Source organism: Streptomyces sp. NBC_00377 (assembly GCF_036075115.1).
Classification (GTDB): Bacteria; Actinomycetota; Actinomycetes; order Streptomycetales; family Streptomycetaceae; genus Streptomyces.
Genome location: NZ_CP107958.1, coordinates 3,837,895 through 3,863,214, shown reverse-complemented (window position 1 = coordinate 3,863,214; position 25,320 = coordinate 3,837,895). Strand labels below are relative to the sequence as shown.

The window sequence follows — 25,320 nt, the reverse complement described above, 5'->3', positions numbered from 1 at the left end:
CCGTTTCGGGGTGTGCGGCCGTAGCCGCTACATCTGGGGTTGCCGCTACAGATTCAGGGGCTCTGAGCTGGGATGTAGCGGTGTAGCGGATGTAGCGGCCTTGGGGGGTGGGCAGTAGCGGGACCATGCGTCTTCGAGGTCTTTGACGAAGAAGCCTTTGAGGATTCCGCCGGTGGTGCGGATGTTGCGGGAGACGACGGGGTCGCCGTCGGCGGTGACGTAGTCGCTGAGCATCCGGGAGAGTCGGCGGTTGTCGAGCGGCTTGCCGTTGAGGTCGGCCCATGGGGCGTCGTCGAGGGCGTTGAGGCGGTCGAGGATGGCGACGGTGGGCAGGCGGTCGATGCCGATGAGGACGTGGTCGCGCAGGTCGGTCAGGAGGCGGATGCCGATGCTGCCTTTGTCGTTTGCGCGGGAGGCTTTGACCAGGGTCAGGCAGGCTTCGCGGGCCCGGCGGGGCCAGTCGCCGCCGGCGGCGTCCGCGACGGCGAGTAGGGGTTCCCATACGTCCGCCGGCCGGTCGGTGACTCCGTCGGGCATCTGCGGGAAGGCGCCTGTGATGCGCTCCTGTACGGTCGCGGCCCACGTGGCGAGCCGGTCTCGGAGTTGGTTGCCTTCCGGCACGTGGATGCGGGTGCGGAAGGCTTCCACGTGCTCGTTTCGGGCCCGGCGGCGCATGCGGATGATGACGGAGCGGGTGAGGATCGTGTCGGGCAGGGAGCCGAGTCCGGCGACCGCGACGGCGCAATACGAGGGGAAGCCCTGTACTTGCTGGTTGGAGCCGTCCCCGACACACCGGTACATGGGGCGCCCGCGTGCGTGGCCTGCGTTGATGAACCCTCGGAGCTGTTCGTTGTCCCCGGCTTTGGGACCGAAGATCGTGTCGATCTCGTCGAAGAGGATCGTGGGCCGGCCGCCGTCGATGCCGGACACAGACCGGAACAGTGCGGCGGCGGATGCGTCCGCGGCCGCCATGGAGCGCGGCACGAGGGTTTCGACCACGTCCAGCGCGCGGGACTTCCCCGAGCCCGGTTCGGGCGAGAGGAACGCGAGCCGGGGTGTGGAGTCGAAGCAGTCCAGCAGGTGGGCGTGCGCGTCCCAAAGTGTGACCGCGACGAACGCGGCGTCGGTGGGGAAGACGTTGAAGCGGCGGTGGAAGGCTTCCACCTCGTTCAGCAGTGCGGCGCCGTCGATGGGGATGGTCATGCGGCGGCCCTCCCTTCGGGCAGTCCGGCGGGAGCTCCCGCACAGTCGGTCTTGTGGGCGGTGTACTCGTCGATCAGGGCGACCACTCGTCGCGGTCCGGCGGCCGTGCCGGTCTTGCCACAGGCGCAGGCATAGGCGGCGTTGGGGAAGTCGCCGTAGCGCTTGGACCAGCGGGCGCCGTCGTTGTGGTCGCGGTAGACGGGCGGGGCGTAGATGCGGATGCCGGGCCGGCCCGGTGTGGGGTCGGCGCTGGGTCCGGGGTCCGCTTCGGGTGCCGGGGAGCGGTCCGGACGAAGAGCAGTGACGACGCCCTTACGGGCGGCGCCTTCCGGCTCGCCCACGGCCGGTTTGGGTGCGGTCCAGCGTGCGGCGTCCGGGCCGTCCGGTGTGCTGGTGATGCTCTTCAGGGAGGGGCGGGGGAGGGTGCTCATGCCGTCCTCCGCCCCTGGTTGTGGGTGATGGACCAGTTGAGGGCGCTGCGCAGGGTCGAGCGGCACTCGGCGACGGTGAGGCCGGCCGCCTCTCCCGCCTCCTGAAGAGCCTGCTCGACCGTGTGGCGGGGGAGGTCGCCCCACGCGACGAACCGCCCGAGTGCGCGCGCCGCGCGGAACAACGTCGTTTCTCGGGCCCCGGGTTGGGCCGTGGCGACGTTCCGCGTCTCGGTGGTGAGCGCTACATCCGCATATCGACCTGATTGCCCCGTTAAGGCCACCGAAGGGGCCTGAGAGGTCCTGGGGGCCGGTTGCAGGATGCTTTGGAGCCATCCGGGCAGTGGGGCCGCCTCAGGGGCGCACAGGGCTTCGTACGGTCCGGCGGGGGTGATTGATCCGGCGGCGACGACGTATCCGCCCCATGCCCGCGTGTCGACCAACTCGCCCACGGTGCCAGCCGTGTTGGTCAGCCGGACCCCGGTCGGGGCGGTGAAGTACAGGTGGGTTCCGCCGCTCGCGGTCCGGGTGCGGTAGGTGTCGGGGACGGTGTGGCCGGCGCGCTCGCAGAGCGCTCCGAAGATTGCCGCGCCGTCAGGCGCGTCCGAACTGCCCTTGTCCTTGGGCACGTCGAGGTCGACGACCAGGAGCCGTGAGGGGCCGGTGGCGATGCCGACGTTGAACGCTCCGTGGGACCAGGTGGCGCGAATGCGGTCCGGATCGGTCGTGGCGCGCTCCTCCCACTTGCGATGCCCGCCGGCGCACGGGCCGGTGCCGGGGCACGACTGCTCGCCGTGCAGGGCGGGCCGCTTGGTACCGGGGCGCAGGGGGAAGACGTGCCAGCCGCGTTCGGCGGCGGCCAGGGCCGCGTTCGTGAGGTGCTCGTTCATGCCGCGACCTCCCACGTGGGGGCGAGGGCGGCGAGGGCGGCGCGGCCGATGTGCTCGGTGTAGGCGGGCGGGATGGCCTCGGTGAGTTCCTCGCGCACGTCGGTCCACGTGATGCCCATGGCGGTCTGGAGTTCGGGGACGGACGGTTTGCCGCCGCCGTCGCCGTAGGCGGCGACGTAGGGGCCGTCGAAGTACTCGCCGTGGCGCCATCCGCGCACCCGGCCCCGGTGCGGGACGTGCGCCAGCCGTTCGATCGTCCAGCCGCCCAACTCGAAGTTGCGGTGGCGGATGACTCCGAGTCCGAACATCTCGCCGCACAGGCTGAGGTCTTTGCGGATCTTCGCGCGGCCGTTGGGCTGCTCGATTACGTACGGCAGGCCCGTCCGGTCCAACAGCTCACGTGTTGGGGCGACCAGGTCGACGTGGGTGCGGCCCCAGCCTTGGGAGGCGTTGGTGCCGACGGTGAGCGCGCATCCGTGCTGGCACGGCGGGGAGGCGTGAGCGAACGCGTACCGCTCGATCTCGCCGGACGTGATCAGGGCGGCGAGGTAGGCGAGGGCATCGCCGTGGTGGCAGGGGAAGGGGTAGTTCGGGCGGTCGGCGACGTCGCAGCCGTCCACGGCGAACCCTGCGCGGTGGTAGCCCATGGCGGCCCCGCCGGCGCACGAGAACAGATCCAGTAAGCGCGGCCGTCGGTCGCTCACTCGCCGGAAGAGGGTGGGTTGCGTCATGCTGGATGACCTCCACAGGTCAGTTGGTGGCAGGTGGACAAGGGCGGCCCCGGATTCTTTGGCGAGAGGCGGGGGCCGCCCTTGGCGTAGCTACTGGTCGTCGGTCAGGGACCGGGCGTACTGCTGGCGGACGTAGGTGCGCGGGTCGCAGGTCACGCCGGACTGGTCCAGGTCGATCAGGTACAGGGCCGCCGCGACGGCGGTCTCGGTGGTCTCACGGGGGGTGTCGGGTTCGTCGAGCAGCGCGATGCGGTCAAGCAGGGCGGCCTTGCGCAGGTAGAACTCCCGGTCCAGTGCGGTGAAGCACTCCAGGGCGGCGAGGGTGCGGGCCGTCCATCCGATCTCGTCGAGGATGCTGGGGGCGTCCGCGTACGTCTGCTCGGGCGTCGGGCACGGCGCCTGAGTGGTGAGGTGGTGATTCATGGGTGGTGGTCTCCTGTCAGCGCTTGGAGCCGAAGAGCTTGAGGCTGATCCCGCCCACGCTCACCGGGCCGGTCGCGGCGGCGATCTGCACGGCGGTGTGGACGGCGAAGTCGAGGAGGGCGAGCAGGGCGGCGACGGTGGCGAAGATTCCGACGGCGCCGGCGGTGGCGACGGCGAGCGGGTAGAGGTAGTCGCTGAGGGGGCGGCCGGTGTGGTCGGTGGTGTGGACGACGATCACGACGGGCTGGCCGGTGGCCTGGGCGCGGCGGTAGGCGTCGGCGGGGATGTGCGGGGCGAGGTGGCCGGGCGGGTCTGAGCGGGTCACGACTCCTCCTTTGAGGGCGTGCGGCGAGTAGGTGCCGGGCGATGCGGAATTCGTGCTGTCGATGGTTCAGGGAGGCTGAGACACCCCCTGCCGGGTGGGCTGTGGAGGGGGTTTCAGGGGTGCTGACCTGCGCGCCTCCCTGCCTCCCTGATGGATCATCAGTGCAGGTCAGGACCAGGGAGGCGGGCCAGGGAGGGGTTCAGGGAGTTCTCCCTGCCTCCCTGGCCCGGGGAGGGGCCGACTCCCTCTACTCGGAGGCGGAAGCGGAACCGTTGCTGTCGCGGTTGGCGAGGGCGCGGGCGATGCGGTCGCGGCCGATGACCTTGACCCCGTCGGACTTGTACGGCTCGGCTCCGGTGCCGTCCAGGACGCGGGCGAGGTCGGTGAACGACCACTTGCCGTAGGCGTCCTCGGACAGCAGCGCGAGCCGCTTGATGACGTCCTGTGTGCGCACCCGCGTCGCGTTGCCGACCACGGAAGCGATGTCGGCAAGCGGGTCACGCTCCTCGCCCCGCTCGATGGCGTGCAGGGTGGTGACCCCATCGCGCAGTGCCTTGGCCCGTGCGGCGACCTCGGCGGCCGGGTCGTCGTCGATGAAGTGCGTGCGCACGGTGATGGACGTCTGGCCCTTGGGAATCTCGATGCCGTCGGAGGCGACCACGAGGGTTCCCTTGTCCAGGCCCTGGCGCAGCAGGTGCGGTGCGGCGCCGCCGTTGATGGCCTTGTCCCCCAGCGCCATCCGCGCCTGTGACTCCGTGCCCAGCACGAGGGAGGCGCGAGTGTGGGCACCCTCGCGGACCAGCTTGGGAAGGTTCTGGTCGGTCGGGTCCTGGGTTCCCTCCCACAGCAGCACGTCGACCGCGCGCCCCTGGTTGTGGATCTTGCGGACGGCCATGAAGTAGCGGGAGGTGGAGGAGGAGCCGCCGTAGGGGCGCTTCTCGTCGTCCTTGACCGGGCACATGAACGCCACCTGCGCCTCGTCCACGATCACGATCAGCGGCGGGAACACCGTTCCGGACGGTGCCAGGAGACGGCGGTTCATCTCCTCAACGGCGTTCTCGACCATCTCCGTGACCTGGATGACGTGATCGTCGGTCGGTCCTTCGATGAGGACGTCGGCGATGCCGTTGAACATCTTCCAGTCGCCGATGCCCTTGAGGTCACCAATCCAGAACTGCACCGTCTTGTCGAGCGCGAGCCACAGCGCGAGCGACCGCAGTGCGGCGGTCTTGCCCTGGTTGGACAGACCGGTGATGAGCAGGTGCCGCTGATACAGACTCAGCGCTGCCGCGTCCCCGCGCAGATCCTGACCCCACGGCGCCTTACCGGTCTTGTAGTTCGCGGTCATCGTCTCGTCGGTGACCAGCGGGGACGGGCCGATCGGCTCGTCCAGCGCGCCCGAGTCGGCAATCCACAGCCGCACCGTACGGGCGGCTTCCGGGATCATGATGAACACCTCGTGCTCATGCCGGGTGAGGTTCTCAGCGAGCTTGCGCCGCTTGACCTGCACCTCATTCGTAGCCACCCCCGACGGGAGGGTGACGTCGACTTCGACGCCGCATCCGGCGATTCGGATCGGACCGAGCATCGACGCGCCGGCGTCGCCCATCTCCTTGATGGCGTTGCGCAGCGCGGGCACTCCGAGGTCGCGCAGGGCCTTGACCACAATGGACGGGGTGATCGGCTCGCCCTCGCTGCTGCGGACGTTCGCGGGAAGCGCCCATGCGGGGGCGGCCTGCTGCTTGCTGCCGACGGCCCACAGCGCGAGCAGGGCGAGGAACGGGCCCAGGGTGAGCGCCGGACCCCACACCACCTGCACGATGGTGATCAGCAGGTTGATGAACTCCACGGCCGCCATCAGCGGCGTGACCACGTCCGTGACGTCCTTGGTGGCGATGGCCATGACGATGCCGAGGGCGACCAGACCGCCTATGCCCATCCCCGTGCCGACCAGCGCGCTCTTACCGGCGTCCAGGGGCGAGTGAAGCAGGTCCATGCGGCGGCGGTGACGGGCGTCGCGGTAGCGCTGCCCGCGCTCCTCCCACTCGGCGGCCAGCTCCATGTTCCCCGCGGCTTCCGCCGTGCGCATGTAGCGCTCGTATCGGGCGGCGGTGCGGCCGTCCCACGCGCGGCGGCCCACGATCCGCGCCCCGCCCACCACGTACAGGCTGTGGCGGGCGAACGCGCGGGCGGCGGTCTTGGTGTTCTCGTGCGTGACCGCGTGCTTGACGGCGCGGCCGGACCGTACCCACAGCGGGGTCGGTGCCGGTTCGGGGACCACGGTCAGCGTGGTCACGGCCGGTGGGTCGGTGTTCTTGTGCAGGTGAATGACGTTGTCACCCATGGCGGGAAGGCTCCTGACTGCGGTGAACGGCGAGAAGAGGAAGGGCGGGCGCCGGCCGGCGGGGGCCGGCGCCCGGGGAGGAGGGTTAGCGGCGGTGGCTGGTCTTGTGGGCGCGCAGTGCTGCCTTGCAGGCCGGGCACTTGCGTTCAGGGCCGTCACCGACGACCGGAGCGGGGATCACCTGGCCGCAGATGGCCCGGGTCACGCCGAACACCAGCGGTCCGCAGTCCGGGCAGTGAAAGTGCGAGGTCAGGACCGGGCGCGGCATGCTCACCACCACCCCGACGACTTCTTCGCGGCCTTGGCGGCGGCGTGCTCGTTCACGACGCGCTGCCGCTCGGTCGTGAGCGCGGCGATCTCCGCGACCAACCGGGTCTCCGCAGAACTCCACGCGGTCTCCAGCTTGCGCTCCGCGCGGGACGGGGCCTCACCCCGCAACACGCGGTAGGAGCCGCCGGCGAGACCGCCCAGCACGGCACGACGCTCGCGGCCGTCCAGCGGCCACATCTCGCGGTTACGGACCGCTTCGAGCTTGCGAGTGGTCTGCTGAATCGCCTTGTCCAGGCGACGGGTGTCGGGCTTGCCCATCTCAGGCACTCCTCAAAGAATCGGCGGGCTCGGGGAAGGCGCACAGCGGGCACATGCCGAGAGAGCGCGGCATGCAGTAGTCGTAGATCACGCGGCACTTCGGGCACGTGCGGCGGGCGAGCATCGCCAGCGCGAGCGCTCCCCACTTGCGCGAAGTCATCGGCCGAACCGGCTTGGCCAGCTCGACGCGGTACAGGTAGGCCACCCGCATCCCGCCGGTACGGCGGAGCTCCCGCATGGCCTGCGCCGCTATCGGCTGACCACCCGGGCGTAAGCCCTGCGCCCGCAGTTGCCGGCGCGTGGCCAACCCGTCCGGGGCGAGGCGCCAGGGGTAGGTGGGCACGCCGTAGCGGGCGCCGGTCGGGTCGAAGCACTTGCCCCACGCGGCGGACATCAGGGTGCCGCCGGGGCCGTCTGCTGCCCGCGTTCGGCGAGCAGGGTGTCACGCAGCATCCGCGCGTTCACGGGCGAGGTGTGCACCTCGCGCCGGATCCCCTCCGCCGTGATCTGCGCATCCGTCCAACCGGCCGTAGCCCTCCGCGCTTCGGCGAGCAACTGACCCGGGGTGCGCTTCGGCCGGGGCGATCGGGCGGCCGGCGGAACCTTGCCCGTCACCCCGCGCGGCCGGGTCGATCCCGCCGGAACAGCCTGGACGACCGAGACCGGGGCCACGATCGCCCGGACAGGCTTGAGCGGGAGAGTCGACTTGCCCACGTCGACCGCGACCGGATCCGGCACCCTCAGGCGGGTGAGCGTGACCGTGGGGACCGGGGTCGATTCGAGCAGGTCAGCCGTAGACCGTTTCCTCTCGGTCTCGGTGGATTCCTCCGCATTCGTGTCTGCGGGGGGAATCGGGGCGGGGCGGTGGTGCAGCACCATCGCGACCAGGTCGGATCCGAAGTAGATCGACCCGACCGGAAGGGACGTCGCCAGCAGCACCAGCGCCCAGTTCGCCGGATCCCACTGCGCCAACCGGCCCCAGTCCACGTCACGGCCGTGCAGCTCGGGCACGAGTCCGTGTACGTAGTTCAGGACCAGGGAGGCGATCGTGTAGGTGCCCAGCACCCGCAGCGCGAACTTGCGGTCGTCATCGACCAGGACCAGCGTGGCGACCAGCGCCAGCGCCATCAGTCCGTCGACCACGAACGGGTAGAGCGTGGCGGCGGTGTCGTCCGCGCCGACGGCGCCGGCGATGTCGCGCAGCGCGTTCCACGAGACGCGGAACGCCATGCCGACCACACCGACCAGCGCCAGCACCAGAGCGGTGCGGCCCTTGCGGCGGAGGTTCATGCCGCGCCGCCCGCCGTGCTCGCGCCGGCCGTGCGGTTGGCCACGTCCCGCCGCGCGGCGAGCACCCGGTTACGGGCCCGGCGGATCCGGCGGGTGTCGACCTCGTTCTCGGGGTGGTCCATGGCCTTGATCTGCGCGTCGAGCAGGTCGACCTCCGCCAGGGTCAGCGGGGACTCCAGCTCGATCGCGTCCAGCTCGGCGTTCGTCGGTTCGATCCAGTCGGCGAACGCGGTAACAGCTTCCTGAACAGTGACGATGTGCTTCATGGGTCGTGTTCTCCCTGCAAGGTGGCAACGGCCCGAACCGCGCCCTCGGTGTTCCAGCACCGGGGGCGCTTGCCGTTGGAATCGGAATGTCCGGCTCCCCTCAGCGCTGCTCGTACGCGACGAGCAGCGGAGGCAACCGGCGCGGCGGGAGCCGCGAAAGTTGATGCGCGATCCAGTCGCGCGGTCCGCCTTTTCGACTCGGGGAGGCGGGACCCATGTATGCAGTTTTCAAATCACGATCGCTGCCGACGGACGCGGTAACCCCTGGTCAGAGGGGCTCCCGTCTTCACGGGACCCGCCGGGCGCTGTCAGTGCAGTCGGGCACACTCAATGGTGTTGCACCGCTTGCTCAACTTGTTGGTACAAGCTGATGCAGTGATGCTGCACCCACGGACGGTGAGTCGTCAAGCCTTTTGGAGCCGCATGTACCAACAAGTTGCGCGAGTGCGTCATGATGGGGCCATGAGTAAGCAGCCGAAGTACCGGCAGTTGGCCGACGTCCTGCGACGGGAGATCGACAACGGCACCTATGCGCCGGGCTCTCGGCTCCCGTCCGAGAGCGAGCTTTCCGCGCGCTTCGATGCGTCGCGGAACACAGTCCGGTCCGGTCTTGCCCTGCTGGTCTCGCAGGGGCTCATCACGTCAAGCCAGGGACTCGGGTATGACGTTGCCAAGCACGAGGTGTTCAGGCTGAACGCCTCGCGCTTCGAGAACCTTGAGTTTCCGCAGAACGGTGACGCCTACAGCACGGACGTCACGAACGCCGGCCGTCGGCCGTCGCAGACGTTCAGGGTGGAGCTGACGCCTGCTCCCGATTTCGTCGCCGAACGTCTGAAGGTCGAGCCGGGGGCCACGACGGTGCTGCGGTTCTGTCATCGGTTCGTTGACGACGTGCCGTGGTCGACGCAGGCCACGCACTACCCCGAGTGGCTTGTCGAGCAGGGGCCGCGCCTCACGGAGCCGGGCGATATCGCAGAGGGGACTACGCGCTATCTCGCGAGCCTCGGTATCAAGCAGATCGGCTACTTCGACGAGATCTCAACTCGGATGCCCACGCCAGAAGAAGCGCGATTGCTGGAGATCGGGGCGGGTGTGCCGGTCATGCTCTGGACTCGTACGGGCTACTCGGAGGACCGTCCGATCCGCTGCACCACGACGACCTTCCGGGGTGACCTGAACCGGATGAACTACGAGATCGGCGACCTGTCCGCCCGAAGTGAGAACGAACCTCAGTGAGAATCCTCCCCGCTCAAGCCGATGACGTGTCCAAGCTGCTGGCTTTCCGCGAGGAGGCAGCGGCTTGGCTCACGCGACTCGGAAGCGACCAGTGGCAACGCCCGTATCCCGCTGACCGCCTGCTCGCCACCATTGAGGCAGGCGCCGTTTTCATGGTCATGGACGGTAACGCCACAGCCGCGACCATCACCCTCACTCCCGACGCGGAACAAGGGCTCTGGACGGAGGATGAGCTGCAAGAGCCGTCCATGTTCGTCAACAAGCTGACTGTGGCGCGCACACACGCTGGACAGAACATCGGGGGTCGGCTGCTCGATTGGGCGGGGGAGCGCGCCTATCGCGCCGGGGCTAAATGGCTACGGCTGGACGCATGGACCACGAACGAGGCTCTCCAGCGCTACTACCTCACGCAGGGATTCGAGTACGTGCGTACGGTCCGTGAGGGTGGCGCAGTGAACGGTGGTCCGCGCGTCTCTGGATGGCTAGCTCAGCGACTCACTGGGCCGGCGGATCACGGTTTCGAGGATCAGACGCCGGACCCCGAGGCGCCGTCAACGCGGTACTGATAGCGCTTTGTGGGGTGCGCGTGGGGCGCTATGCCGTGCAACACGGAAAGCATCTGGTCAGGGACCCTCGTGGGCGCGGTCTGTAAATCTGCCGGCTCAGCCTTCCCAGGTTCGAATCCTGGCGCCGCCACGCTGAGGGAAGCCCCCTCCAACCAGCCTTAACGGCAGGTCGGAGGGGGTTTCTTCGTTCTGGGTGCCGTTCGATTGACCGTGGACGACGAGTGGACGTGTCTCACCTCGTGTCGCCCGTTTCTCACTCTCGATCAGCCTGTGTCCCCCAGGTGTCCCCCGGGGGAGAGCTTGATCACTCCGATTCGTTCCACTCCCGAAGGGCCGCATCGATTCGGCTGTTCGCATGCTCCCGTGTCTGGTCGAGCACCTTGGCGTACACCTTGTGCAGTACCGCGATGCTGTGTCCAGCGCGGCGGGCGCACTCCATCGCGTCCACCCCGGAGCTGAGCCAGAACGAGACGCCGGCGTGCCGCAGGTCGTAGGGGCGGCGGGCCAGGAGCGAAGCCGTTTCCGCCTCGCTGAGCACGTCTTTCCGGGCCTTTGCCCATACCTCCCCATAGCCGGTTTCTTGCAGTAGGCCGTCACGGTTCGTCCGGAAGAGTCGGCCGTCGGGCGCTGCGCCGTGCGTGGCGATGTGCTGCCGCAGCAGACGGACGAAGTGCGGCGGGATCGGTACCGGACGGGAGTCTTTCTTGGCGCGAGCCTTGAGGTGGCGTGTCTCATGAGCCGTTCCATCGTTGGTCCAGCTCCGTCCGGCCCGGACCACTCCTTGCCGAAGGGTGAGCATGCCCCACCCCGTTTCCGGGAGGTGGCACTGACTCACGAGCAGTCCGGCGGCCTCAGCGGGACGCATGGCCGCGTAGTACAGGCACGCGAAGAACGCTTCCAGATGCCGCCCACGCGGGCCCTGGTCACGCACGCCTGCGAGCAGCGCGCGGACCTGGCGGGGGTTGGCGACACTCTCGGGGTCCACCGCCTCCACCGACTTCGGAGCAGTCCACTTCACGGCCGTGATCGGGTTGACCGGCATGGTGAAGTACTGCTCTTCCACGGCGAGTCCGAGAACATCACTCAGGCAGGCCCGCTTGCGCTTCGCGGTGCGCGGCGCAGCTTCCTTCCCATCCAGTCGAACGGACAGGGCGTCCAGGGCCAGACGTACGGTCGCCGGGTCCTCCAACGCGGAGACTGGCATGGAGTGCTTGGAGATCCAGGCGAGGGCGCGGGCCACATCGTCCGGCGGCGGCTCGTTCCAGCGGTTCCGGTTGTACGCCCACCCGTACAGCGCGCGCCGCATCAGCGCGGTGTCCGGCATTCCCACCTTGCTCTTCACGAGAGCGGGCGTGATGGTTGCCAGCGCATCGGCGTAGTTCTTCCGCGACTTGGCTGGCGCCAGTGCCCACTTGCGGTCGACGTACGCGCGACTGTGCTCGTACCACGTGATGGAGCCTTGCTTGGCGCGCAGCTCGGATACGGGCAGGCCCGTCTCCTCGTCGAACTGGTCGCCGCGCCGCACGGCGGACATGAGTTCTGAGCGGCGCCCCTCGGCCTGAACCTTGAGCGTGTAGCTCTTGGAGTGCTTGCGCTCCCCGACCAGCCAGCGCAGGCGGTAGGGCTTCGGGCGATCCTTGCGAACTTCGATGGAGTAGAGGCGAACGTCGTAGGTCAGTGCCATATGAACTCCAGAGGGGCCCGCCGGAAGCGGGCCCCTCGTGTCTCGTGTGTGCGGGAGGTGGTCAGGCGGCAGCGTCTTCCATGGACGACCACCACGCGTCGAGGTCGGTGCGGCGGCAGCGAAGCTGACCGTTGGGGAGCTTGATGAGCTTCGGGGCCTTGCCCCGGGCGCGCATGCGGTAGAAGGCGGCGCGGCTCATCTCGATCTCTTCGAGGACTTCGGGGAGCTTGAGCATCTTGGGGCGGGCCAAGGCGACGACTCCTTCTCAGGTTCTGCGGGAGGGGGGCCTCTGAGGGCCGCTACTTCCGCTACCGCCGCTACCTCGCAGGTCAGGGGCCTGTTGGAGGTAGCGGGAAGGGGCAGCGGTAGCGGATGGGTAGCGGCAGGTTCCGGTGCTTGCCGCTACCGCATCACTGCTGGTCAGGCCAGGTTTTCGGTGCCGGGTAGCGGAGGTAGCGGACTTTCCGGGGGTGGGGGGCAGTAGCGGGCCCACGCGTCCCATAGATCGGTGGCGTAGTAGCCCTTGAGGACGCTGCCGGCGGCCTTGATGTTGCGGGAGGCGATGGGCTCGTTGTCGGCCGTCATGTACTCGGCGAGCATCTTGGACAGGCGCCGGTTGTCGAGCGGCTTGCCGCCTAGGTCGGCCCATGGGGCGTCGTCCAGGGCGTTGAGCCGGTCCAGGATGGCGACGGTGGGCAGGCGGTCGATGCCGACCATGACGTGGTCGCGCAGGTCGGTCAGGAGTCGGACGCCGATGCTGCCTTTGTCGTTGGCGCGGGAGGCTTTGACCAGGGTCAGGCAGGCTTCGCGGGCCCGTTCGGGCCAGGCGCCGCCGGCCGCGTCGGCGATGGCCAGGAGCGGTTCCCAAACGTCCGCCGGCCGGTCGGCTACTCCGTCCGGCATCTCCGGCCATGCCCCCATGACGAATCCGCGGGCGTGCTCTGCCCATTCGGCGAGCCGGTCGCGGAGCTTGTGCCCCTCGGCTTCGTGGACGCGGGCCCGGAAGGGCTCCACCTTCTCGTTGCGTGCCCGGCGGCGCATGCGGACGATGACGGAGCGGGTGAGGATCGTGTCGGGCAGCGAGCCGAGACCGGCGACCGCGACCGCGCAGTACGAGGGGAACGCCTGAACGGTCTGGTTGCCGCCGTCGCCGATGCACCGGTAGGTGACCCCGGTGCGGCGGTGGCCGGCGTTGAGGAATCCGCGCAGTTCCTCGTTGTCCCCTGCCTTGGGGCCGAAGACGGTGTCGATCTCGTCGAACAGGATGGTGGGTTTGCCGTTGGGTCCGGAGACGGACCGGAACAGGGCGGCGGCGGACGCGTTGACGGCCGTCATGGGCTGTGGCACGAGGGTTTCCACGATCTCCAGTGCCCGGGTCTTGCCCGATCCCGGTTCGGGGCTCAGGAAGGCGATGCGAGGGGTGGAGTCGAAGCAGTCGAGCAGGTGGGCGTGCGCGTCCCACAGCGTGACGGCGACGAACGCGGCGTCGGTGGGGAAGACGTTGAAGCGGCGGTGGAACGCTTCGACCTCGTCCAGCAGTGCGGCCCCGTCGATGGCGGTGCTCATGCGGCGGCCCTCCCTTTGGGCAGCGTGGCGGGAACTCCCGCACAGGCGGTCTTGTGGGCGGTGTATTCGTCGATCAGGGCGGCGACCCGTCGCGGGCCGGTGGCCGTGCGGCTCTTACCGCAGGCGCAGGCGTAGGCGGCGTTGGGGAAGTCGCCGTAGCGCTTGGACCAGCGGGCGCCGTCTTCGTGGTCGCGGTAGACGGGCGGTGCGTAGATGCGGATGCCGGGCCGGTGCGGTGTGGGGTCCGGATCAGGGGCGGGGTCCGCGTCGACGACCGGGGACCGGTCCGGGCAAAGAGCAGTGACGACGCCCTTGCGGGCGGAGCCCTTTGGCCCGCCCACGGCCGTCCGAGGTGCGGTCCATCGTGCGGCGTCCGGGCCGTCCGGGGTGGTGATGCTCTTCAGAGGGGGACGGGGATGGGGGCTCATGCCGCGTTCCCCCTGCGCTGCTGGTTGTGGGTGATGGACCAGTTGAGGGCGCTGCGCAGGGTCGAGCGGCACTCGGCGACGGTGAGTCCGGCCGCCTCCCCTGCCTCCTGAAGAGCCTGCTCGACCGTGTGCCGGGGGAGGTCGCCCCACGCGACGAACCGGCCGAGTGCTCGCGCCGCGCGGAACAACGTCGTTTCTCGGGCCCCGGGTTGGGCCGTGGCGACGTTCCGCGTCTCGGTGGTGAGTGCTACACCCGCATATCGACTGGATTGCACCGTAAGGGCCACCGAAGGGGTCTGAGAGGTCCTGGGGGCCGGTTGCAGGATGCTTTGGAGCCATCCGGGCAGTGGGGCCGCCTCAGGGGCGCACAGGGCTTCGTACGGTCCGGCGGGGGTGTGGGATCCGGCGGCGACGACGTATCCGCCCCATGCCCGGGTGTCGACCAACTCGCCAACGGTGCCAGCGGTGTTGGTCATGCGGGCCCCATCGGGGGCGGTGAAGTACAGGTGGGTTCCGCCGCTCGCGGTCCGGGTCCGGTAGGTGGTGGGGACGGGGTGGCCGGCGCGCTCGCAGAGCGCCTCAAAGGATTTCGCGCCGGCAGGCGTGTCCGAACTGCTGTTGGTCTTGGGCACGTCGAGGTCGACGACGACCAGGCCGGAGGGGCCGGTGGCGATGCCGACGTTGAACGGCGCCTGCGACCAGGCCGCGCGGATGCGGTCCGGGGCGGTGGTGGCGCGCTGCTCCCACTTGCGGTGCCCGCCGGCGCAGGGGCCGGTGCCGGCGCACGCCCACTCGCCGTGCAGGGCGGGCCGCTTGGTGCCGGGGCGCAGGGGGAAGACGTGCCAGCCGCGTTCGGCGGCGGTCAAGGCGGCGTTCGTGAGGTGCTCGTTCATGCGGCGGCCCTCCCGTCCAGGCCTGCGGCGAGGGGGAGGCCGAGGAGCAGGCGGTAGGCGTGGTGGGCCTGTCGGGGGACGGCGCCGTTGCCGAGGATGCGGAGCTGTTCCTTGCGGGGGATGTCGGGGACGGCGGTGACCCACCCTTGGGGCAGGCCCATCATCCATTCGGTGAAGAGGGGGGACAGGCGTCGGTTTCCGCGTGTGCCCGGTTCGGTCGGGCAGGGTGCGGGCCGGCCGGTGATGTGTTCCCAACGGCGTACGGCGGGTCCGTAGTCGGTGCCGTCGCTCGCTACCCATCGTGTGTCGAGCCGGACCGGGCCCGCCGGCTGCGAGCCGGCGCCAGCGAGGAGGTTGACGGCGACCTCGTTGAGGGGGCGTGCGTTGCGTCCGAGGAGGTTGGAGGCGCCCGACTTCCAGTCCCGTGAGGCCGGGGTGGGCAGCAGGCTCACGGCTCCGTCGGTGGCGCTGGCAACCTCGTTACGGCGGTGCGCAGGTTGAGTCCGCCCTTGCGTTTCGGCGAGGTTCCGGGGCCGCCAGTGCCGTCCGAGCTGGTGGGGGTCGGCATCAGCGGGATGGGCAACTGCGAACCAGCGGTCGCGTTCGTGCGGGGCCCCTGTTTCGGGGTCACCAGCGCGTAGGCATGTCCAGCGCGCGTCATACCCGAGCGCGGCCAGGTCTGCGGCGACGACGTCCAGCCCCCGCGAGCGGAGCGCCGCCACGTTTTCCAGGAAGACGAGGCGCGGTCGAAGGACGCCCACAGCCTCAGCGACGTTTTTCCAGACGCGCGACCACTGGCCATTGATCCCGTCCCTTCGTCCTGCGTTGGAGGTGTTGCGGCAGGGGAAGCCGGCGCCGACGACGTCCGGCCGGAACACGTCCCGGACCCGGTCCCAGTCGGCGGTGGTGATGTCGCCGATGTTGGGCACGTTCGGGTGGCGGGCGGCGAAGACGGTCGCGGCGTGCGGGTCGTTCTCGGCGAACGCGGCGACCTGGCCGCCGATGGTGGCGCGGATCGCGGCTTCCAGTCCGCCGTAGCCGGCGCACAGCGCCACGATCGTCGGTGGCGAGCCGGGGGCTCGCCGCATGTCGGGCAGATGGGTCATGCTGGAGGTCTCCAGTCCTGTAAAGGGTGCTGGTTGGCAAGGGCGGCCCCGGACTTTGGCGAGAACGGGGGCCGCCCTTGGCGTAGCTACTGGTGATCGGTGAGGCTGCGGGCGTACTGCTGGCGGACGTAGGCGCGCGGGTCGCAGATGGCGCCGGGCTGGTCCAGGTCGAGCAGGTAGAGGGCTGCCGCGACGGCGGTTTCAGTGGTCCCACGGGGGTTGCCGGGCTCGTCGAGCAGGGCGATCCGGTCGAGCAGGGCCGCCTTGCGCAGGTAGAACTCCCGGTCCAGCTTGGTGAAGCACTCCCGGGCGGCGAGGGTGCGGACCGTCCAGCCGATCTCGTCGAAGATGCTGGGGGCGTCCGCGTACGCCTGCTCGGGCGTCGGGAACGGCGCGTGAGCGGTGTGGGGCTGGTTCATGGGTGGTGGTCTCCTGTCAGCGTTTGGAGCCGGAGAGCTTGAGGCTGATGCCGCCGACGCTGATCGGGCCGGTGGCGGCGGCGATCTGCACGGCGGTGTGGACGGCGAAGTCGAGCAGGGCGAGCAGGGCGGCGACGGTGGCGAAGACTCCGACGGCGCCGGCAGTGGCGACGGCGAGCGGGTAGAGGTAGTGGCTGAGCGGGCGGCCGGTGTGGTCGGTGGTGTGGACGACGATCACGACGGGCTGGCCGGTGGCCTGGGCGCGGCGGTAGGCGTCGGCGGGGATGTGCGGGGCGAGGTGGCCAGGCGGGTCTGAGCGGGTCACGACTCCTCCTTTGAGGGCGTGCGGCGAGTAGGTGCCGGGCGATGCGGAATCCGTGCTGTCGGCGGTTCAGGGAGGCTGATACACCCCCTGCCGGGTGGGCTGTGGAGGGGTTTCAGGGGTGCTGACCTGCACGCCTCCCTGCCTCCCTGATGGATCACCAGTGCAGGTCAGGCCCAGGGAGGTAGGTCAGGGAGGGGTTCAGGGAGTTCTCCCTGCCTCCCTGGCCCGGGGAGGGTGTTCCTCCCTCTACTCGGAGGCGGAAGCGGAACCGTCGCTGTCGCGGTTGGCGAGGGCGCGGGCGAGGCGGTCGCGGCCGATGACCATGACCCCGTCGGACTTGTAGGGCTCGGCTCCGGTGCCGTCCAGGACGCGGGTGAGGTCGGTGAACGACCACCCGCCGTAGGCGTCCTCGGACAGCAGCGCGAGCCGCTTGATGACGTCCTGGGTGCGCACCCGGGCCGCGTTGCCGACCACGGAAGCGATGTCGGCGAGCGGGTCACGCTCCTCGCCCCGCTCGATGGCGTGCAGGGTGGTGACCCCGTCGCGCAGTGCCTTGGCCCGTGCGGCGACCTCGGCGGCCGGGTCGTCGTCGATGAAGTGGGTGCGCACGGTGATCGACGTCTGGCCCTTGGGGATCTCGATGCCGTCGGAGGCGACCACGAGGGTTCCCTTGTCCAGGCCCTGGCGCAGCAGGTGCGGGGCGGCACCGCCGTTGATGGCCTTGTCCCCCAGCGCCATCCGCGCCTGTGACTCGGTGCCCAGCACGAGGGAGGCGCGGGTGTGGGCGCCCTCGCGGACCAGCTTGGGAAGGTTCTGGTCGGTCGGGTCCTGGGTGCCTTCCCACAGCAGCACGTCGACCGCGCGACCCTGGTTGTGGATTTTACGGACGGCCATGAAGTAGCGGGAGGTGGAGGAGGAGCCGCCGTACGGGCGCTTCTCCTCGTCCTTGACCGGGCACATGAACGCCACCTGCGCCTCGTCCACGATCACGATCAGCGGCGGGAACACCGATCCGGACGGTGCCAGGAGACGGCGGTTCATCTCCTCCACGGCGTTCTCGACCATCTCCGTGACCTGGATGACGTGATCGTCGGTCGGCCCCTCGATCAGGACGTCGGCGATGCCGTTGAACATCTTCCAGTCGCCGATGCCCTTGAGGTCACCGATCCAGAACATCACCGACTTGTCGAGCGCCAGCCACAGCGCGAGCGAGCGGAGCGCGGCGGTCTTGCCCTGGTTGGACAGGCCGGTGATGAGCAGGTGCCGCTGGTAGAGGCTCAGCGCGGCAGCGTCCCCGCGCAGGTCCTGGCCCCACGGGGCGCGGCCGGTCTTGTAGTTCGCGGTCATGCTCTCGTCGGTGACCAGCGGGGACGGGCCGATCGGCTCGTCCAGCGCACCCGAGTCGGCGATCCACAGCCGCACCGTGCGCGCGGCGGGAGGGAGCGTGACGAACACCTCGTGCTCGTGCCGGTTCAGGTTCTCGGCGAGCTTGCGCCGCCGCTGCTGCACCTCCACCGTCGACACCTCCAGAGGGAGGGTGACGTCGACCTCCACGCCACACCCGGCGATCACGATCGGGGAGAGCATGGACGCGCCGGCGTCGCCCATCTCCTTGATCGCGTTACGCAGCGCGGGCAGACCGAGGTGGCGCAGCGCCTGCACCACGATCGACGGGGTGATCGGCTCGCCCACCCCGTTGCGGACGTTCGCGGGAAGGGCCCACTGGGGTGCGGCGTGCTGCTTGCTGCCGACCGCCCACAGCGCGAGCAGGGCGAGGAACGGTCCCAGGGTGACGGCCGGGCCCCACACGATCTGAACGATCGTCACCATGAGGCGGATGAACTCGATCACGGCCATGACCGGGGTGACGACGTCGGTGATGTCCCTGTTCGCGATGGCCAGGACGACCCCGAGGGCGACCAGACCACCTATGCCCATACCCGCCCCGACCAGGGCGCCCTTGGCGGCGTCGATGGGTGAGTGCAGCAGCTCCATGCGGCGGCGGTGCCGGGCGTCGCGGAAGCGCTGCCCGCGCTCCTCCCATTCGGCGGCGAGTTCCATGTTCCCCGCGGCTTCCGCCGTGCGCATGTAGCGCTCGTATCGGGCGGCCGTCCGGCCGTCCCACGTGCGGCGGCCCACGATCCGCGCCCCGCCCACCACGTACAGGCTGTGGCGGGCGACGGCGCGGGCGGCGGTCTTGGTGTTCTCGTGCGTGACGGCGTGCTTGACGGCGCGGCCGGACCGCACCCACAGCGGGGTCGGTGCCGGTTCGGGGACCACGGTCAGCGTGGTCACGACCGGGATGTCGGTGCTCTTGTGCAGGCGAATGACGTTGTCACCCATGGCGGGAAGGCTCCTGACTGCGGTGAACGAGGCAAGAAGAGGAAGGGCGGGCGCCGGCCGCGCGGGGGCCGGCGCCCGAGGGTTCAGCGGCGGTGGCTGGTCTTGTGGGCGCGCAGTGCCGCCTTGCAGGGTGGGCACTTGCGTTCGGGCCCGTTGCCGACGACCGGAGCGGGGATCACCTGGCCACAGATGGCCCGGGTCACGCCGAACACGAGCGGCCCGCAGTCCGGGCAGTGAAAGTGCGATGTCAGGACCGGTAGCGGCATCCTCACCACCACCCGGACGACTTCTTGGCGGCCTTGGCCTTGGCGTGCTCGTTCACGACGCGCTGCCGTTCGGTCGTGAGCGCGGCGATCTCCGCGACCAGCCGGGTCTCCGCAGAACTCCAGGCGGTCTCCAGCTTGCGTTCCGCGCGGGACGGGGTCTCACCCCGCAGCACGCGGTACGAGCCGCCGGCGAGACCCGCCAGGACGGCCCGCCGCTCGCGGCCGTCCAGCGGCCACATCTCACGGTTACGGACCGCTTCGAGCTTGCGGGTGGTCTGCTGAATCGCCTTGTCCAGGCGGCGGGTGTCGGGCTTGCCCATGTCAGGCACTCCTCAAAGCTTCGGTGGGTTCGGGGTAGGCGCAGGGCACGCACATGCCGAGGGACGACGGGATGACGTATCCGGCGTCGCGACGGCAGGAAGGGCAGGTGCGGCGGGCGGCGTTGGCCTTGGCCAGAGCCGCCCACCGGGCCGGCGTCATCGGGCGCACGGGCTTGGCGAGGTCGACGCGGTAGAGGTAGGCGACCAGCGGGCCGCGACGCCGGCGCGGGCGTTCGAGTTGCGCGGCCACCCCCTGACCACCAGGGCGCAGGCCATCGGCGCGGAGTTGGCGGCGGGTGGGGTAGCCGTCCGGAGCCAGGCGCCACCGGTAGACCGGCAGCGTCGCCATCAGGCGACGCGCTTCCACGCCTGCCGCAACCGGACTTCAGATGCGGAGTGTCCGGCCGCCCGGAACCGCACGGCCATCTCGCGATACGACAGCGCCGGCGTCTCGCTGTGCCGGATCGTGTCGACCAGCGCGTCAAGCTGCGCGTCGGTGAGCGCGGGGCCTGCTTCCAGCGCGGGAACGGGCTCGGTGGGGCCCCACACGGGCAGGTCCCACGCGGGTGTGACGTCGGGTGTGACGCGGCCCGTCACGCTGGTCAGCGCCCTGCCCGTGCCCTCCCCCTGCCGGGCTTTCTCCAGCGTCGACCAGGCTTCGGCGAGGGTGGCGGCGGTCTTGGCCTGCACGCGTGCGACGCGCGCCCCGGCCTGCGTCACGGCCGTCAACCTGGTTTCCTCCGTGCCCGCTTCCGCCCGCAGCCGGGCACGAGCCACGGCCGCCTCATCCCGCGCTTCCTGCTGAATGCCCCGGATCGCCCCCAGGGCGGACGGGGTGAGCGCGGTGCGCTCCCACAGGCCATGCACCAGCCACAGGGCCTTGGCCGCGACGGGCAGCCACGCCACGGCGAGCCACCCACCGGGAGACTCCTCCACCAGCAGCGCGTGAGCGACCAGCACGCCGGTAGCGACCAGGCCGAAGAACCAGCCGACGGCGGTCACGCCGTTGCTGTGGTCGCCCTGCGCGGCCAGCCGACGTTCGTAGGCGAGGGTGGCCAGCCATCCCCCGTCGATACCGAGACCGACGACCAGCGCGACCGGCCACGGCATCACAGCACCGAGCCACATCACGACCACGGCGAGGGTGAGGACCATGGACACGGCCGTCATAGCCACGGCGGGCAGCACGGTCTTGGCCCGCCCCACAGCGGACCACAGGGCCTTGGGCTTCATGCCGCACCCCCGACCGCGAGCAGGACGGCGAGGACGAGCAGCCCCCCGCCGGCGCAGGTGAGGTCGACCGCGCGGCGCAGGCAGGTGAACTTGGAGACAGCCAGCCGGGACAGTCCGGCGACGTCGGCAGCGACGTCGCCGCCGTTGACGGTGGCGGTGATCTCGTCGGGGGTGAGCGTGGCCCACAGCGGGAAGCCGTGCCGGCCGCGCAGGTTCGGACGCACCGACAGCAGCAGCAGAGCGGCCGCCGCGACCAGCAGCACCATCCCCGCCCCGCCCACCACGTGGGCGGGAACACTCAGGGGCAGGTCACGGGCGATCGTCCAGGCCCCGGCGAGGACAGCGCCGACGAATGCCAGCAGCAGCGCCGTCTTCGCGTCCGTCCGGGCGATCTCCGCCTTCACCTCAGCGTGCGCGGCGGTCAGGTTCTGCGTTGGGGCACTCACGCCGCACCACCCGGCGCGGTCGCGGTGGCGGTGCGGTTGGTCAGGTCCCGGCGGGCGGACAGGACCCGGTTACGGGCCCGGCGGATGCGGCGGGTGTCGACCTCGTTCTCGGGGTGGTCCAAGGCCTTGATCTGCGCGTCGAGCAGGTCGACCTCCGCCAGGATCAGCGGGGACTCCAGCTCGATCGCGTCCAGCTCCGCGAACGTCGGCTCGCGGTCGTACTCGTCGGCGGTAACAACCACCTGAACAGTGACGATGTGTTCCATTGGGTCGTGTTCTCCCTGGTAGGTGGAACGGCCCGAACGCGGCTCCCGGGTTGCCCCCCGGGAGCCGCTCGCCGTTGTTGTTGGTCTGCTCGGCCGAGCAGCCACGGCCCATGACGCCCCGTAGTGAGGCGTCAAGGACCGTGAGTACTCGGGCTTACTTCGCGACCCATCGACCGCCCGTGTACAGGCGGCTGGATCGGCACTCTGTTGAGTTCTCAATCAATGCGTGCTCACTTCGTACTCACCCCCTTGCGGGGGCTCCCCTCCGGGCACATCCCTAAGGTTCCCTAGGGTTCCCTGCGGTGTCAAGCGGTAGGCTAGGGAACCTCAGGGAAGTGACGACAGGGAGCAGGAAAAATGGCAGGCCAGGCTGACAATCGGGCGCCGTACGCGAAGATTGCCGCCCACTACACCGAGCTGATTTCGTCCGGTCAGCTACAGCCGGGATCACTCTTGCCGAGCATCAAGAACCTCGCGGAAGAGTGGAAAGTGAGCACCGCGACGGCTGAGAAGGCCCTGCGCAAGTTGCGCAACGAGGGTCTTGTCCGAGGGATCCACGGTATCGGGACGGAGGTTCTAGACCAGCCGGCTCCGATGTCTTCGGGCGCCCAGCGTCAGGACCGGGGGCGCCGCACCGGGTCCAGTTGGGGGGCGGGTGAACGGTCCGACTCACATCAGGCCGGCGTAGTGCCCGCGCCCGCCGAAGTAGCCCAGGCGCTGGACATTAGGCCAGGCTCCGATGTGATCCGCCGAAGCAGGGTCTACCGGGACCGGCACGGCATCGTCGCCCACAGCACGTCATGGATTCCCGCCCGTTACGGGAAGTTGATTCCCCAACTGGCGGCGAGTGAGCGCCTGGCAGGGGGAACGTCGCTTCAGCTCATTGCCCAGGTGACTGGCCACCCGATCAGTCACCGCATCGACAGTGCCTCTGCCCGCTTGATCACCCCCGAGTACGCGCGGCTCTTGGAGTTGGATCCCGAAAACCCGCCGGCCGAACCGGTGGTCGTGATGACGGCAAAGTTCGTCGACAGCGAGGGCAACATCGTTGAATACGGCGTGGACCTCGGAGGCCCTGGCCGTACCTGGCGCACGGAATCGGAGGTCTCTCCGTGACCGTCGTGGATGACACGCTCGCGAACCTGACTCAAGAGCGCCTAGGGTCACTTCTTGCGGCCCGCAGGGCCGGCGCAATCACGCTCGAAGCCCAAGCGGAGATGGCCGTCATATCCCAGAGCATGGCAAGGTCGATGTCACCACGCCCACCCTTTTGCGTCTTGATGGCCGGGCTCCCCGGCTCGGGCAAGACCACGCTGTCCCGCGCCCTCACAGACCGCGGGTTTGTGCGACTGTGCCCGGACGAAGAGATGTACCGCCGACACGGGGTGTATGGAGTGGACTTCCCTCGAGGCACCTTCCCCACTCTTGAGCGACCGGTCCTCGAAGACGTGGCGGATGAACTCAGGGAGCATCTCAAGGCCGGGCGCGATGTCGTGGTGGACCACGGCTTCTGGACGCCCGAGGATCGCGCTAAGTGGCGAGGAATCGCCACCGATGTCGGCGCTATCCCCGTGCTCGTGTATCTCGAAGCAAGCCACGAGGAGCTTTGGGCGAGGATCAGCAAGCGCAACGAGTTCCACGCGAATGATCCCAACTCGATCTACTTCTCCGAGAGCGACCTACAGCGGTACCGCACGCGGTTCATTCCCCCGAAGGTCGATGAACCGCACCTGTTGTACGACGGCGACCCGGCTGCTCTAATCGCAACTCTGGAAGCCTCTAGCCTCTGACGCCTAGCAGTCAGCCGGACGGGTCTCCGTATCACTTTCCGTCTCGTTCGCCCCCGTCCGAAACCATCCACAGCGGTGCACGCGACGGGGATGACAGGAATTACAGGCCGGGCAGCGCTGTCTATCCTCCTTCTTTGTGTCGCTGAAACAACATGTCCAGCTATTTGTGGGTCACCTAGCTGTCACCTTGTCGGGATCACCGCTCGCTGACGAAAAGTCCAGCCACGTCCTCCCAGCCTGACATGGTGCCGTTTGTCCGCATCAGGCTCTCAGTGATCGAGGGGGCACAGGTTCCGTCTTCCATCACCGCGCGAACCATCGCGAGAAGTTGAACTGAGGTGACAAGGCAGTGTTCCCGTGCCGTACTGAACGTGACCATTTGATGAGGAAAAGAAGGGGCGGTTCTTGCGTCCACCGGCAGTTGTCGATGGCTGTTCACCACAAGGATACCCTTTGCTTTTCCGGAACCGTTCAACATCTCCTCTGAGATCCATTTTTCAAGCTGTGCCGCGTTCTTCTCTGCTGCGCTGCCATTTAGTCCTTTAACCTCAACGACCGCACGTTGCGTGTCCGTTTGCAGGATTATGTCAGCTCGCCCCTCTGGCCCTCGCTCGACATGGAAACCGAGCAGACTGAATGCCGCCATCACCTGTTCTTCCAGCTCATCTCCGGAGGCGTACAGCAATCGTTTCCATTTATCGGAGACGTCATTATGCTTCTGGAATTCTTCGATTTCCGCACAGATCCTATCCTTCTCCTTTTCTAGTTCCGTAATTTTCTGGGCTGTTGTTGCATCTTCGGCGAAGCGGTAGCGGTGAAGCCAAGGCGGCGGGGGCTCGGTGCCCGTGATACGAAGAGACTCTATCCAAGTCATGAGTTCCACGGACGCTTGGTCAAAGCGCTGCTCTGCCGATTCCATCGCCAACACAAGTTCCTCTTTAGAGTTGATCAGTTGGAGATTGTCGTTTTCTTCGACGTCTTGCTGGATTTCTGGATAGTCAGGTCCTTTAAAGTCTGGCAAGAGAAGCAGGATGCCACCCTTTTCGTTCCGATGAATTGCGCCAACGCACTTATTCGTTCCGGCAACTACGGCGAGGGGGTCACCGGGAAATTCGTCAAGAATGGCGCGAAACCACCATCGCTCGGTATTCGCGCTCAGTAGGGATCGGTAGCCTTGATGGCGGGCGGAAATCCGGGTGCCTTCGCCTGTTGTTACTTTGAAGGGGGCTGGTGTAACCAATTCAACCAAGTCTGCACGGTCGATAATATTTTTTACCGGTTGATTTTTTCCTCCCGCCCCCTGCCGTTTTCCAGTGGCGTACCAGAATTGCTGTTCAGGCGCTACGAAGATCGCCAAGGTTCTTCCCATATCAAGGAACTCCTTGAACTCTTTGTGACGCCTCCCGATGTCCTGCGCGATGGCGCTTGTGTCGTAATCTGCAATGCGAGGGTGGCCTTTGTGGTAACTCGATGAATGGTACGTCTCAAGAGTGTTGGCGGGGTCCCAAATGACCATGTCATATTCGAAAATTGTGACAGCGTCTCTGAATCGCAAATTGGTTACATCGGGGCCATTTAGGTACGCGTCCAAAGTCAAGGTTCGCACTCGGTAGCACCTTCTTGCTTAGGCCTTAGGGATGGGCATGCATGGCAATTATGCCGCCGGGGTGGCCATCGATCCACACGTTTCGCAACCTGCCTGATGATCTGCACTTTCTCAAGATTCACTGTGCGGCAAGCTCTGGCCTACGCCGAGGAAGGGGAGCAGGCTTGAAGCAACCGAGCGAGAGTCTGAGTAGGTGGGGGCAGTAGGTCGTCGAAGGGCGGCTTCCCCCAGGTGTCCCCCAGTAGCAGGCATATGTAGGGGAAGTCCCAGGTCAAGGCCCCCGAACCCGTCCCGCTGTAAATCTGCCGGCTTCGCCTTCCCAGGTTCGAATCCTGGCGC

The 25,320-nt window shown here is 68.5% G+C and carries 31 protein-coding genes; 4 read left to right on the top strand and 27 right to left on the bottom strand.

All coding sequences use genetic code 11. The features are described from left to right. Positions 1-45: 45 nt before the first annotated feature. From OHS71_RS17365 to OHS71_RS17310, 12 genes are all read right to left on the bottom strand, one after another. Positions 46-1,203, bottom strand: coding sequence for a DUF3631 domain-containing protein (locus OHS71_RS17365; RefSeq protein ID WP_328480286.1), 1,158 nt, complete (start codon positions 1,201-1,203; stop codon positions 46-48). Next, positions 1,200-1,634, bottom strand: a complete 435-nt coding sequence (locus OHS71_RS17360; protein ID WP_328480285.1) for a hypothetical protein — start codon at positions 1,632-1,634, stop codon at positions 1,200-1,202. The genes OHS71_RS17365 and OHS71_RS17360 overlap by 4 nt, the downstream gene beginning before the upstream one ends. Further along, entirely contained in the window at positions 1,631-2,521 is an 891-nt protein-coding gene (locus OHS71_RS17355) for a bifunctional DNA primase/polymerase (protein ID WP_328480284.1), read from the bottom strand. The genes OHS71_RS17360 and OHS71_RS17355 overlap by 4 nt, the downstream gene beginning before the upstream one ends. Next, positions 2,518-3,252 (bottom strand): DNA methylase, encoded by a 735-nt coding sequence (locus OHS71_RS17350; protein ID WP_328480283.1) that lies wholly within the window; start codon positions 3,250-3,252, stop codon positions 2,518-2,520. Before OHS71_RS17350 ends, OHS71_RS17355 begins: the two co-directional genes overlap by 4 nt. A gap of 90 nt (positions 3,253-3,342) precedes the next feature. Then, positions 3,343-3,675 carry a hypothetical protein gene (locus OHS71_RS17345; RefSeq protein ID WP_328480282.1) on the bottom strand — a complete coding sequence of 111 codons (333 nt, stop codon included), beginning with the start codon at positions 3,673-3,675 and terminating at the stop codon, positions 3,343-3,345. 16 nt (positions 3,676-3,691) lie between these two features. After that, entirely contained in the window at positions 3,692-4,000 is a 309-nt protein-coding gene (locus tag OHS71_RS17340; protein ID WP_328480281.1) for a hypothetical protein, read from the bottom strand. A 247-nt stretch (positions 4,001-4,247) separates the two neighbouring features. After that, on the bottom strand, positions 4,248-6,344 hold the full coding sequence (locus OHS71_RS17335; RefSeq protein ID WP_328480280.1) for an FtsK/SpoIIIE domain-containing protein: 2,097 nt from the start codon (positions 6,342-6,344) through the stop codon (positions 4,248-4,250). An 85-nt stretch (positions 6,345-6,429) separates the two neighbouring features. Next, positions 6,430-6,612, bottom strand: coding sequence for a hypothetical protein (locus OHS71_RS17330; protein WP_328480279.1), 183 nt, complete (start codon positions 6,610-6,612; stop codon positions 6,430-6,432). Positions 6,613-6,614: 2 nt separating this feature from the next. Beyond that, a complete protein-coding gene (locus OHS71_RS17325; protein WP_328480278.1) occupies positions 6,615-6,932 on the bottom strand; it encodes a hypothetical protein in 318 nt (105 codons plus the stop codon). 1 nt (position 6,933) lies between these two features. Beyond that, positions 6,934-7,326, bottom strand: coding sequence for an RRQRL motif-containing zinc-binding protein (locus OHS71_RS17320; protein ID WP_328480277.1), 393 nt, complete (start codon positions 7,324-7,326; stop codon positions 6,934-6,936). After that, positions 7,326-8,222, bottom strand: coding sequence for a DUF2637 domain-containing protein (locus OHS71_RS17315; protein ID WP_328480276.1), 897 nt, complete (start codon positions 8,220-8,222; stop codon positions 7,326-7,328). The genes OHS71_RS17320 and OHS71_RS17315 overlap by 1 nt, the downstream gene beginning before the upstream one ends. After that, positions 8,219-8,488 (bottom strand): DUF6284 family protein, encoded by a 270-nt coding sequence (locus OHS71_RS17310; protein WP_328480275.1) that lies wholly within the window; start codon positions 8,486-8,488, stop codon positions 8,219-8,221. The genes OHS71_RS17315 and OHS71_RS17310 overlap by 4 nt, the downstream gene beginning before the upstream one ends. Before the next feature lie 462 nt (positions 8,489-8,950). Between OHS71_RS17310 and OHS71_RS17305 the strand changes: the two genes are divergently transcribed. After that, positions 8,951-9,724 (top strand): GntR family transcriptional regulator, encoded by a 774-nt coding sequence (locus OHS71_RS17305; protein ID WP_328480274.1) that lies wholly within the window; start codon positions 8,951-8,953, stop codon positions 9,722-9,724. After that, positions 9,721-10,290 (top strand): GNAT family N-acetyltransferase, encoded by a 570-nt coding sequence (locus tag OHS71_RS17300; RefSeq protein ID WP_328480273.1) that lies wholly within the window; start codon positions 9,721-9,723, stop codon positions 10,288-10,290. Before OHS71_RS17305 ends, OHS71_RS17300 begins: the two co-directional genes overlap by 4 nt. 304 nt (positions 10,291-10,594) lie before the next feature. On the opposite strand, the gene OHS71_RS17295 is transcribed toward OHS71_RS17300, so the two are convergent. From OHS71_RS17295 to OHS71_RS17230, 14 genes are all read right to left on the bottom strand, one after another. Next, on the bottom strand, positions 10,595-11,974 hold the full coding sequence (locus OHS71_RS17295; RefSeq protein WP_328480272.1) for a tyrosine-type recombinase/integrase: 1,380 nt from the start codon (positions 11,972-11,974) through the stop codon (positions 10,595-10,597). Positions 11,975-12,035: 61 nt separating this feature from the next. Further along, the gene (locus OHS71_RS17290) at positions 12,036-12,224 is read right to left on the bottom strand and encodes a helix-turn-helix transcriptional regulator (RefSeq protein WP_189925313.1); all 189 of its coding nucleotides are present in this window, start codon (positions 12,222-12,224) and stop codon (positions 12,036-12,038) included. Positions 12,225-12,394: 170 nt separating this feature from the next. Next, complete coding sequence (locus tag OHS71_RS17285; RefSeq protein WP_328480271.1) at positions 12,395-13,540, bottom strand: DUF3631 domain-containing protein; 1,146 nt, start codon at positions 13,538-13,540, stop codon at positions 12,395-12,397. Next, complete coding sequence (locus OHS71_RS17280) at positions 13,537-13,968, bottom strand: hypothetical protein (RefSeq protein ID WP_328480270.1); 432 nt, start codon at positions 13,966-13,968, stop codon at positions 13,537-13,539. Before OHS71_RS17280 ends, OHS71_RS17285 begins: the two co-directional genes overlap by 4 nt. Further along, entirely contained in the window at positions 13,965-14,861 is an 897-nt protein-coding gene (locus OHS71_RS17275) for a bifunctional DNA primase/polymerase (protein WP_328480269.1), read from the bottom strand. Before OHS71_RS17275 ends, OHS71_RS17280 begins: the two co-directional genes overlap by 4 nt. Further along, entirely contained in the window at positions 14,858-15,967 is a 1,110-nt protein-coding gene (locus OHS71_RS17270) for a DNA cytosine methyltransferase (RefSeq protein ID WP_328480268.1), read from the bottom strand. The genes OHS71_RS17275 and OHS71_RS17270 overlap by 4 nt, the downstream gene beginning before the upstream one ends. An 86-nt stretch (positions 15,968-16,053) precedes the next feature. Continuing rightward, positions 16,054-16,386: a hypothetical protein gene (locus OHS71_RS17265; RefSeq protein ID WP_328480267.1), complete on the bottom strand. Its 333-nt coding sequence runs from the start codon at positions 16,384-16,386 to the stop codon at positions 16,054-16,056. A gap of 16 nt (positions 16,387-16,402) precedes the next feature. Continuing rightward, positions 16,403-16,711, bottom strand: a complete 309-nt coding sequence (locus tag OHS71_RS17260) for a hypothetical protein (RefSeq protein WP_328480266.1) — start codon at positions 16,709-16,711, stop codon at positions 16,403-16,405. 246 nt (positions 16,712-16,957) lie between these two features. Beyond that, positions 16,958-19,054, bottom strand: a complete 2,097-nt coding sequence (locus tag OHS71_RS17255) for an ATP-binding protein (protein WP_328480265.1) — start codon at positions 19,052-19,054, stop codon at positions 16,958-16,960. A gap of 268 nt (positions 19,055-19,322) precedes the next feature. Beyond that, positions 19,323-19,640: a hypothetical protein gene (locus tag OHS71_RS17250; RefSeq protein ID WP_327316740.1), complete on the bottom strand. Its 318-nt coding sequence runs from the start codon at positions 19,638-19,640 to the stop codon at positions 19,323-19,325. Between the two features lies 1 nt (position 19,641). After that, positions 19,642-19,989, bottom strand: a complete 348-nt coding sequence (locus OHS71_RS17245) for an RRQRL motif-containing zinc-binding protein (protein WP_328480264.1) — start codon at positions 19,987-19,989, stop codon at positions 19,642-19,644. Then, positions 19,989-20,873 (bottom strand): protein spdB, encoded by an 885-nt coding sequence (locus OHS71_RS17240; protein WP_328480263.1) that lies wholly within the window; start codon positions 20,871-20,873, stop codon positions 19,989-19,991. The genes OHS71_RS17245 and OHS71_RS17240 overlap by 1 nt, the downstream gene beginning before the upstream one ends. Beyond that, a complete protein-coding gene (locus tag OHS71_RS17235) occupies positions 20,870-21,319 on the bottom strand; it encodes a Pycsar system effector family protein (RefSeq protein WP_328480262.1) in 450 nt (149 codons plus the stop codon). The genes OHS71_RS17240 and OHS71_RS17235 overlap by 4 nt, the downstream gene beginning before the upstream one ends. Then, on the bottom strand, positions 21,316-21,585 hold the full coding sequence (locus OHS71_RS17230; RefSeq protein WP_328480261.1) for a DUF6284 family protein: 270 nt from the start codon (positions 21,583-21,585) through the stop codon (positions 21,316-21,318). Before OHS71_RS17230 ends, OHS71_RS17235 begins: the two co-directional genes overlap by 4 nt. Before the next feature lie 357 nt (positions 21,586-21,942). Here OHS71_RS17230 and OHS71_RS17225 point away from each other — a divergent pair, with 357 nt between their 5' ends. Continuing rightward, positions 21,943-22,701, top strand: coding sequence for a GntR family transcriptional regulator (locus OHS71_RS17225; protein WP_328480260.1), 759 nt, complete (start codon positions 21,943-21,945; stop codon positions 22,699-22,701). After that, a complete protein-coding gene (locus OHS71_RS17220; protein WP_328480259.1) occupies positions 22,698-23,375 on the top strand; it encodes an AAA family ATPase in 678 nt (225 codons plus the stop codon). Before OHS71_RS17225 ends, OHS71_RS17220 begins: the two co-directional genes overlap by 4 nt. A gap of 196 nt (positions 23,376-23,571) precedes the next feature. Here OHS71_RS17220 and OHS71_RS17215 read toward each other — a convergent pair whose 3' ends face one another. After that, positions 23,572-24,981, bottom strand: coding sequence for a hypothetical protein (locus OHS71_RS17215; RefSeq protein ID WP_328480258.1), 1,410 nt, complete (start codon positions 24,979-24,981; stop codon positions 23,572-23,574). Positions 24,982-25,320 lie beyond the last annotated feature (339 nt).

What these genes read in the sequence shown, in the direction of transcription:
- OHS71_RS17365 (WP_328480286.1), bottom strand. Translation starts at nt 1,203, where the DNA reads ATGACCATCCCCATCGACGGCGCCGCACTGCTGAACGAGGTGGAAGCC.
- OHS71_RS17360 (WP_328480285.1), bottom strand. Translation starts at nt 1,634, where the DNA reads ATGAGCACCCTCCCCCGCCCCTCCCTGAAGAGCATCACCAGCACACCG.
- OHS71_RS17355 (WP_328480284.1), bottom strand. Translation starts at nt 2,521, where the DNA reads ATGAACGAGCACCTCACGAACGCGGCCCTGGCCGCCGCCGAACGCGGC.
- OHS71_RS17350 (WP_328480283.1), bottom strand. Translation starts at nt 3,252, where the DNA reads ATGACGCAACCCACCCTCTTCCGGCGAGTGAGCGACCGACGGCCGCGC.
- OHS71_RS17345 (WP_328480282.1), bottom strand. Translation starts at nt 3,675, where the DNA reads ATGAATCACCACCTCACCACTCAGGCGCCGTGCCCGACGCCCGAGCAG.
- OHS71_RS17335 (WP_328480280.1), bottom strand. Translation starts at nt 6,344, where the DNA reads ATGGGTGACAACGTCATTCACCTGCACAAGAACACCGACCCACCGGCC.
- OHS71_RS17330 (WP_328480279.1), bottom strand. Translation starts at nt 6,612, where the DNA reads ATGCCGCGCCCGGTCCTGACCTCGCACTTTCACTGCCCGGACTGCGGA.
- OHS71_RS17325 (WP_328480278.1), bottom strand. Translation starts at nt 6,932, where the DNA reads ATGGGCAAGCCCGACACCCGTCGCCTGGACAAGGCGATTCAGCAGACC.
- OHS71_RS17320 (WP_328480277.1), bottom strand. Translation starts at nt 7,326, where the DNA reads ATGTCCGCCGCGTGGGGCAAGTGCTTCGACCCGACCGGCGCCCGCTAC.
- OHS71_RS17315 (WP_328480276.1), bottom strand. Translation starts at nt 8,222, where the DNA reads ATGAACCTCCGCCGCAAGGGCCGCACCGCTCTGGTGCTGGCGCTGGTC.
- OHS71_RS17310 (WP_328480275.1), bottom strand. Translation starts at nt 8,488, where the DNA reads ATGAAGCACATCGTCACTGTTCAGGAAGCTGTTACCGCGTTCGCCGAC.
- OHS71_RS17305 (WP_328480274.1), top strand. Translation starts at nt 8,951, where the DNA reads ATGAGTAAGCAGCCGAAGTACCGGCAGTTGGCCGACGTCCTGCGACGG.
- OHS71_RS17295 (WP_328480272.1), bottom strand. Translation starts at nt 11,974, where the DNA reads ATGGCACTGACCTACGACGTTCGCCTCTACTCCATCGAAGTTCGCAAG.
- OHS71_RS17285 (WP_328480271.1), bottom strand. Translation starts at nt 13,540, where the DNA reads ATGAGCACCGCCATCGACGGGGCCGCACTGCTGGACGAGGTCGAAGCG.
- OHS71_RS17280 (WP_328480270.1), bottom strand. Translation starts at nt 13,968, where the DNA reads ATGAGCCCCCATCCCCGTCCCCCTCTGAAGAGCATCACCACCCCGGAC.
- OHS71_RS17275 (WP_328480269.1), bottom strand. Translation starts at nt 14,861, where the DNA reads ATGAACGAGCACCTCACGAACGCCGCCTTGACCGCCGCCGAACGCGGC.
- OHS71_RS17270 (WP_328480268.1), bottom strand. Translation starts at nt 15,967, where the DNA reads ATGACCCATCTGCCCGACATGCGGCGAGCCCCCGGCTCGCCACCGACG.
- OHS71_RS17265 (WP_328480267.1), bottom strand. Translation starts at nt 16,386, where the DNA reads ATGAACCAGCCCCACACCGCTCACGCGCCGTTCCCGACGCCCGAGCAG.
- OHS71_RS17255 (WP_328480265.1), bottom strand. Translation starts at nt 19,054, where the DNA reads ATGGGTGACAACGTCATTCGCCTGCACAAGAGCACCGACATCCCGGTC.
- OHS71_RS17250 (WP_327316740.1), bottom strand. Translation starts at nt 19,640, where the DNA reads ATGGGCAAGCCCGACACCCGCCGCCTGGACAAGGCGATTCAGCAGACC.
- OHS71_RS17245 (WP_328480264.1), bottom strand. Translation starts at nt 19,989, where the DNA reads ATGGCGACGCTGCCGGTCTACCGGTGGCGCCTGGCTCCGGACGGCTAC.
- OHS71_RS17240 (WP_328480263.1), bottom strand. Translation starts at nt 20,873, where the DNA reads ATGAAGCCCAAGGCCCTGTGGTCCGCTGTGGGGCGGGCCAAGACCGTG.
- OHS71_RS17230 (WP_328480261.1), bottom strand. Translation starts at nt 21,585, where the DNA reads ATGGAACACATCGTCACTGTTCAGGTGGTTGTTACCGCCGACGAGTAC.
- OHS71_RS17225 (WP_328480260.1), top strand. Translation starts at nt 21,943, where the DNA reads ATGGCAGGCCAGGCTGACAATCGGGCGCCGTACGCGAAGATTGCCGCC.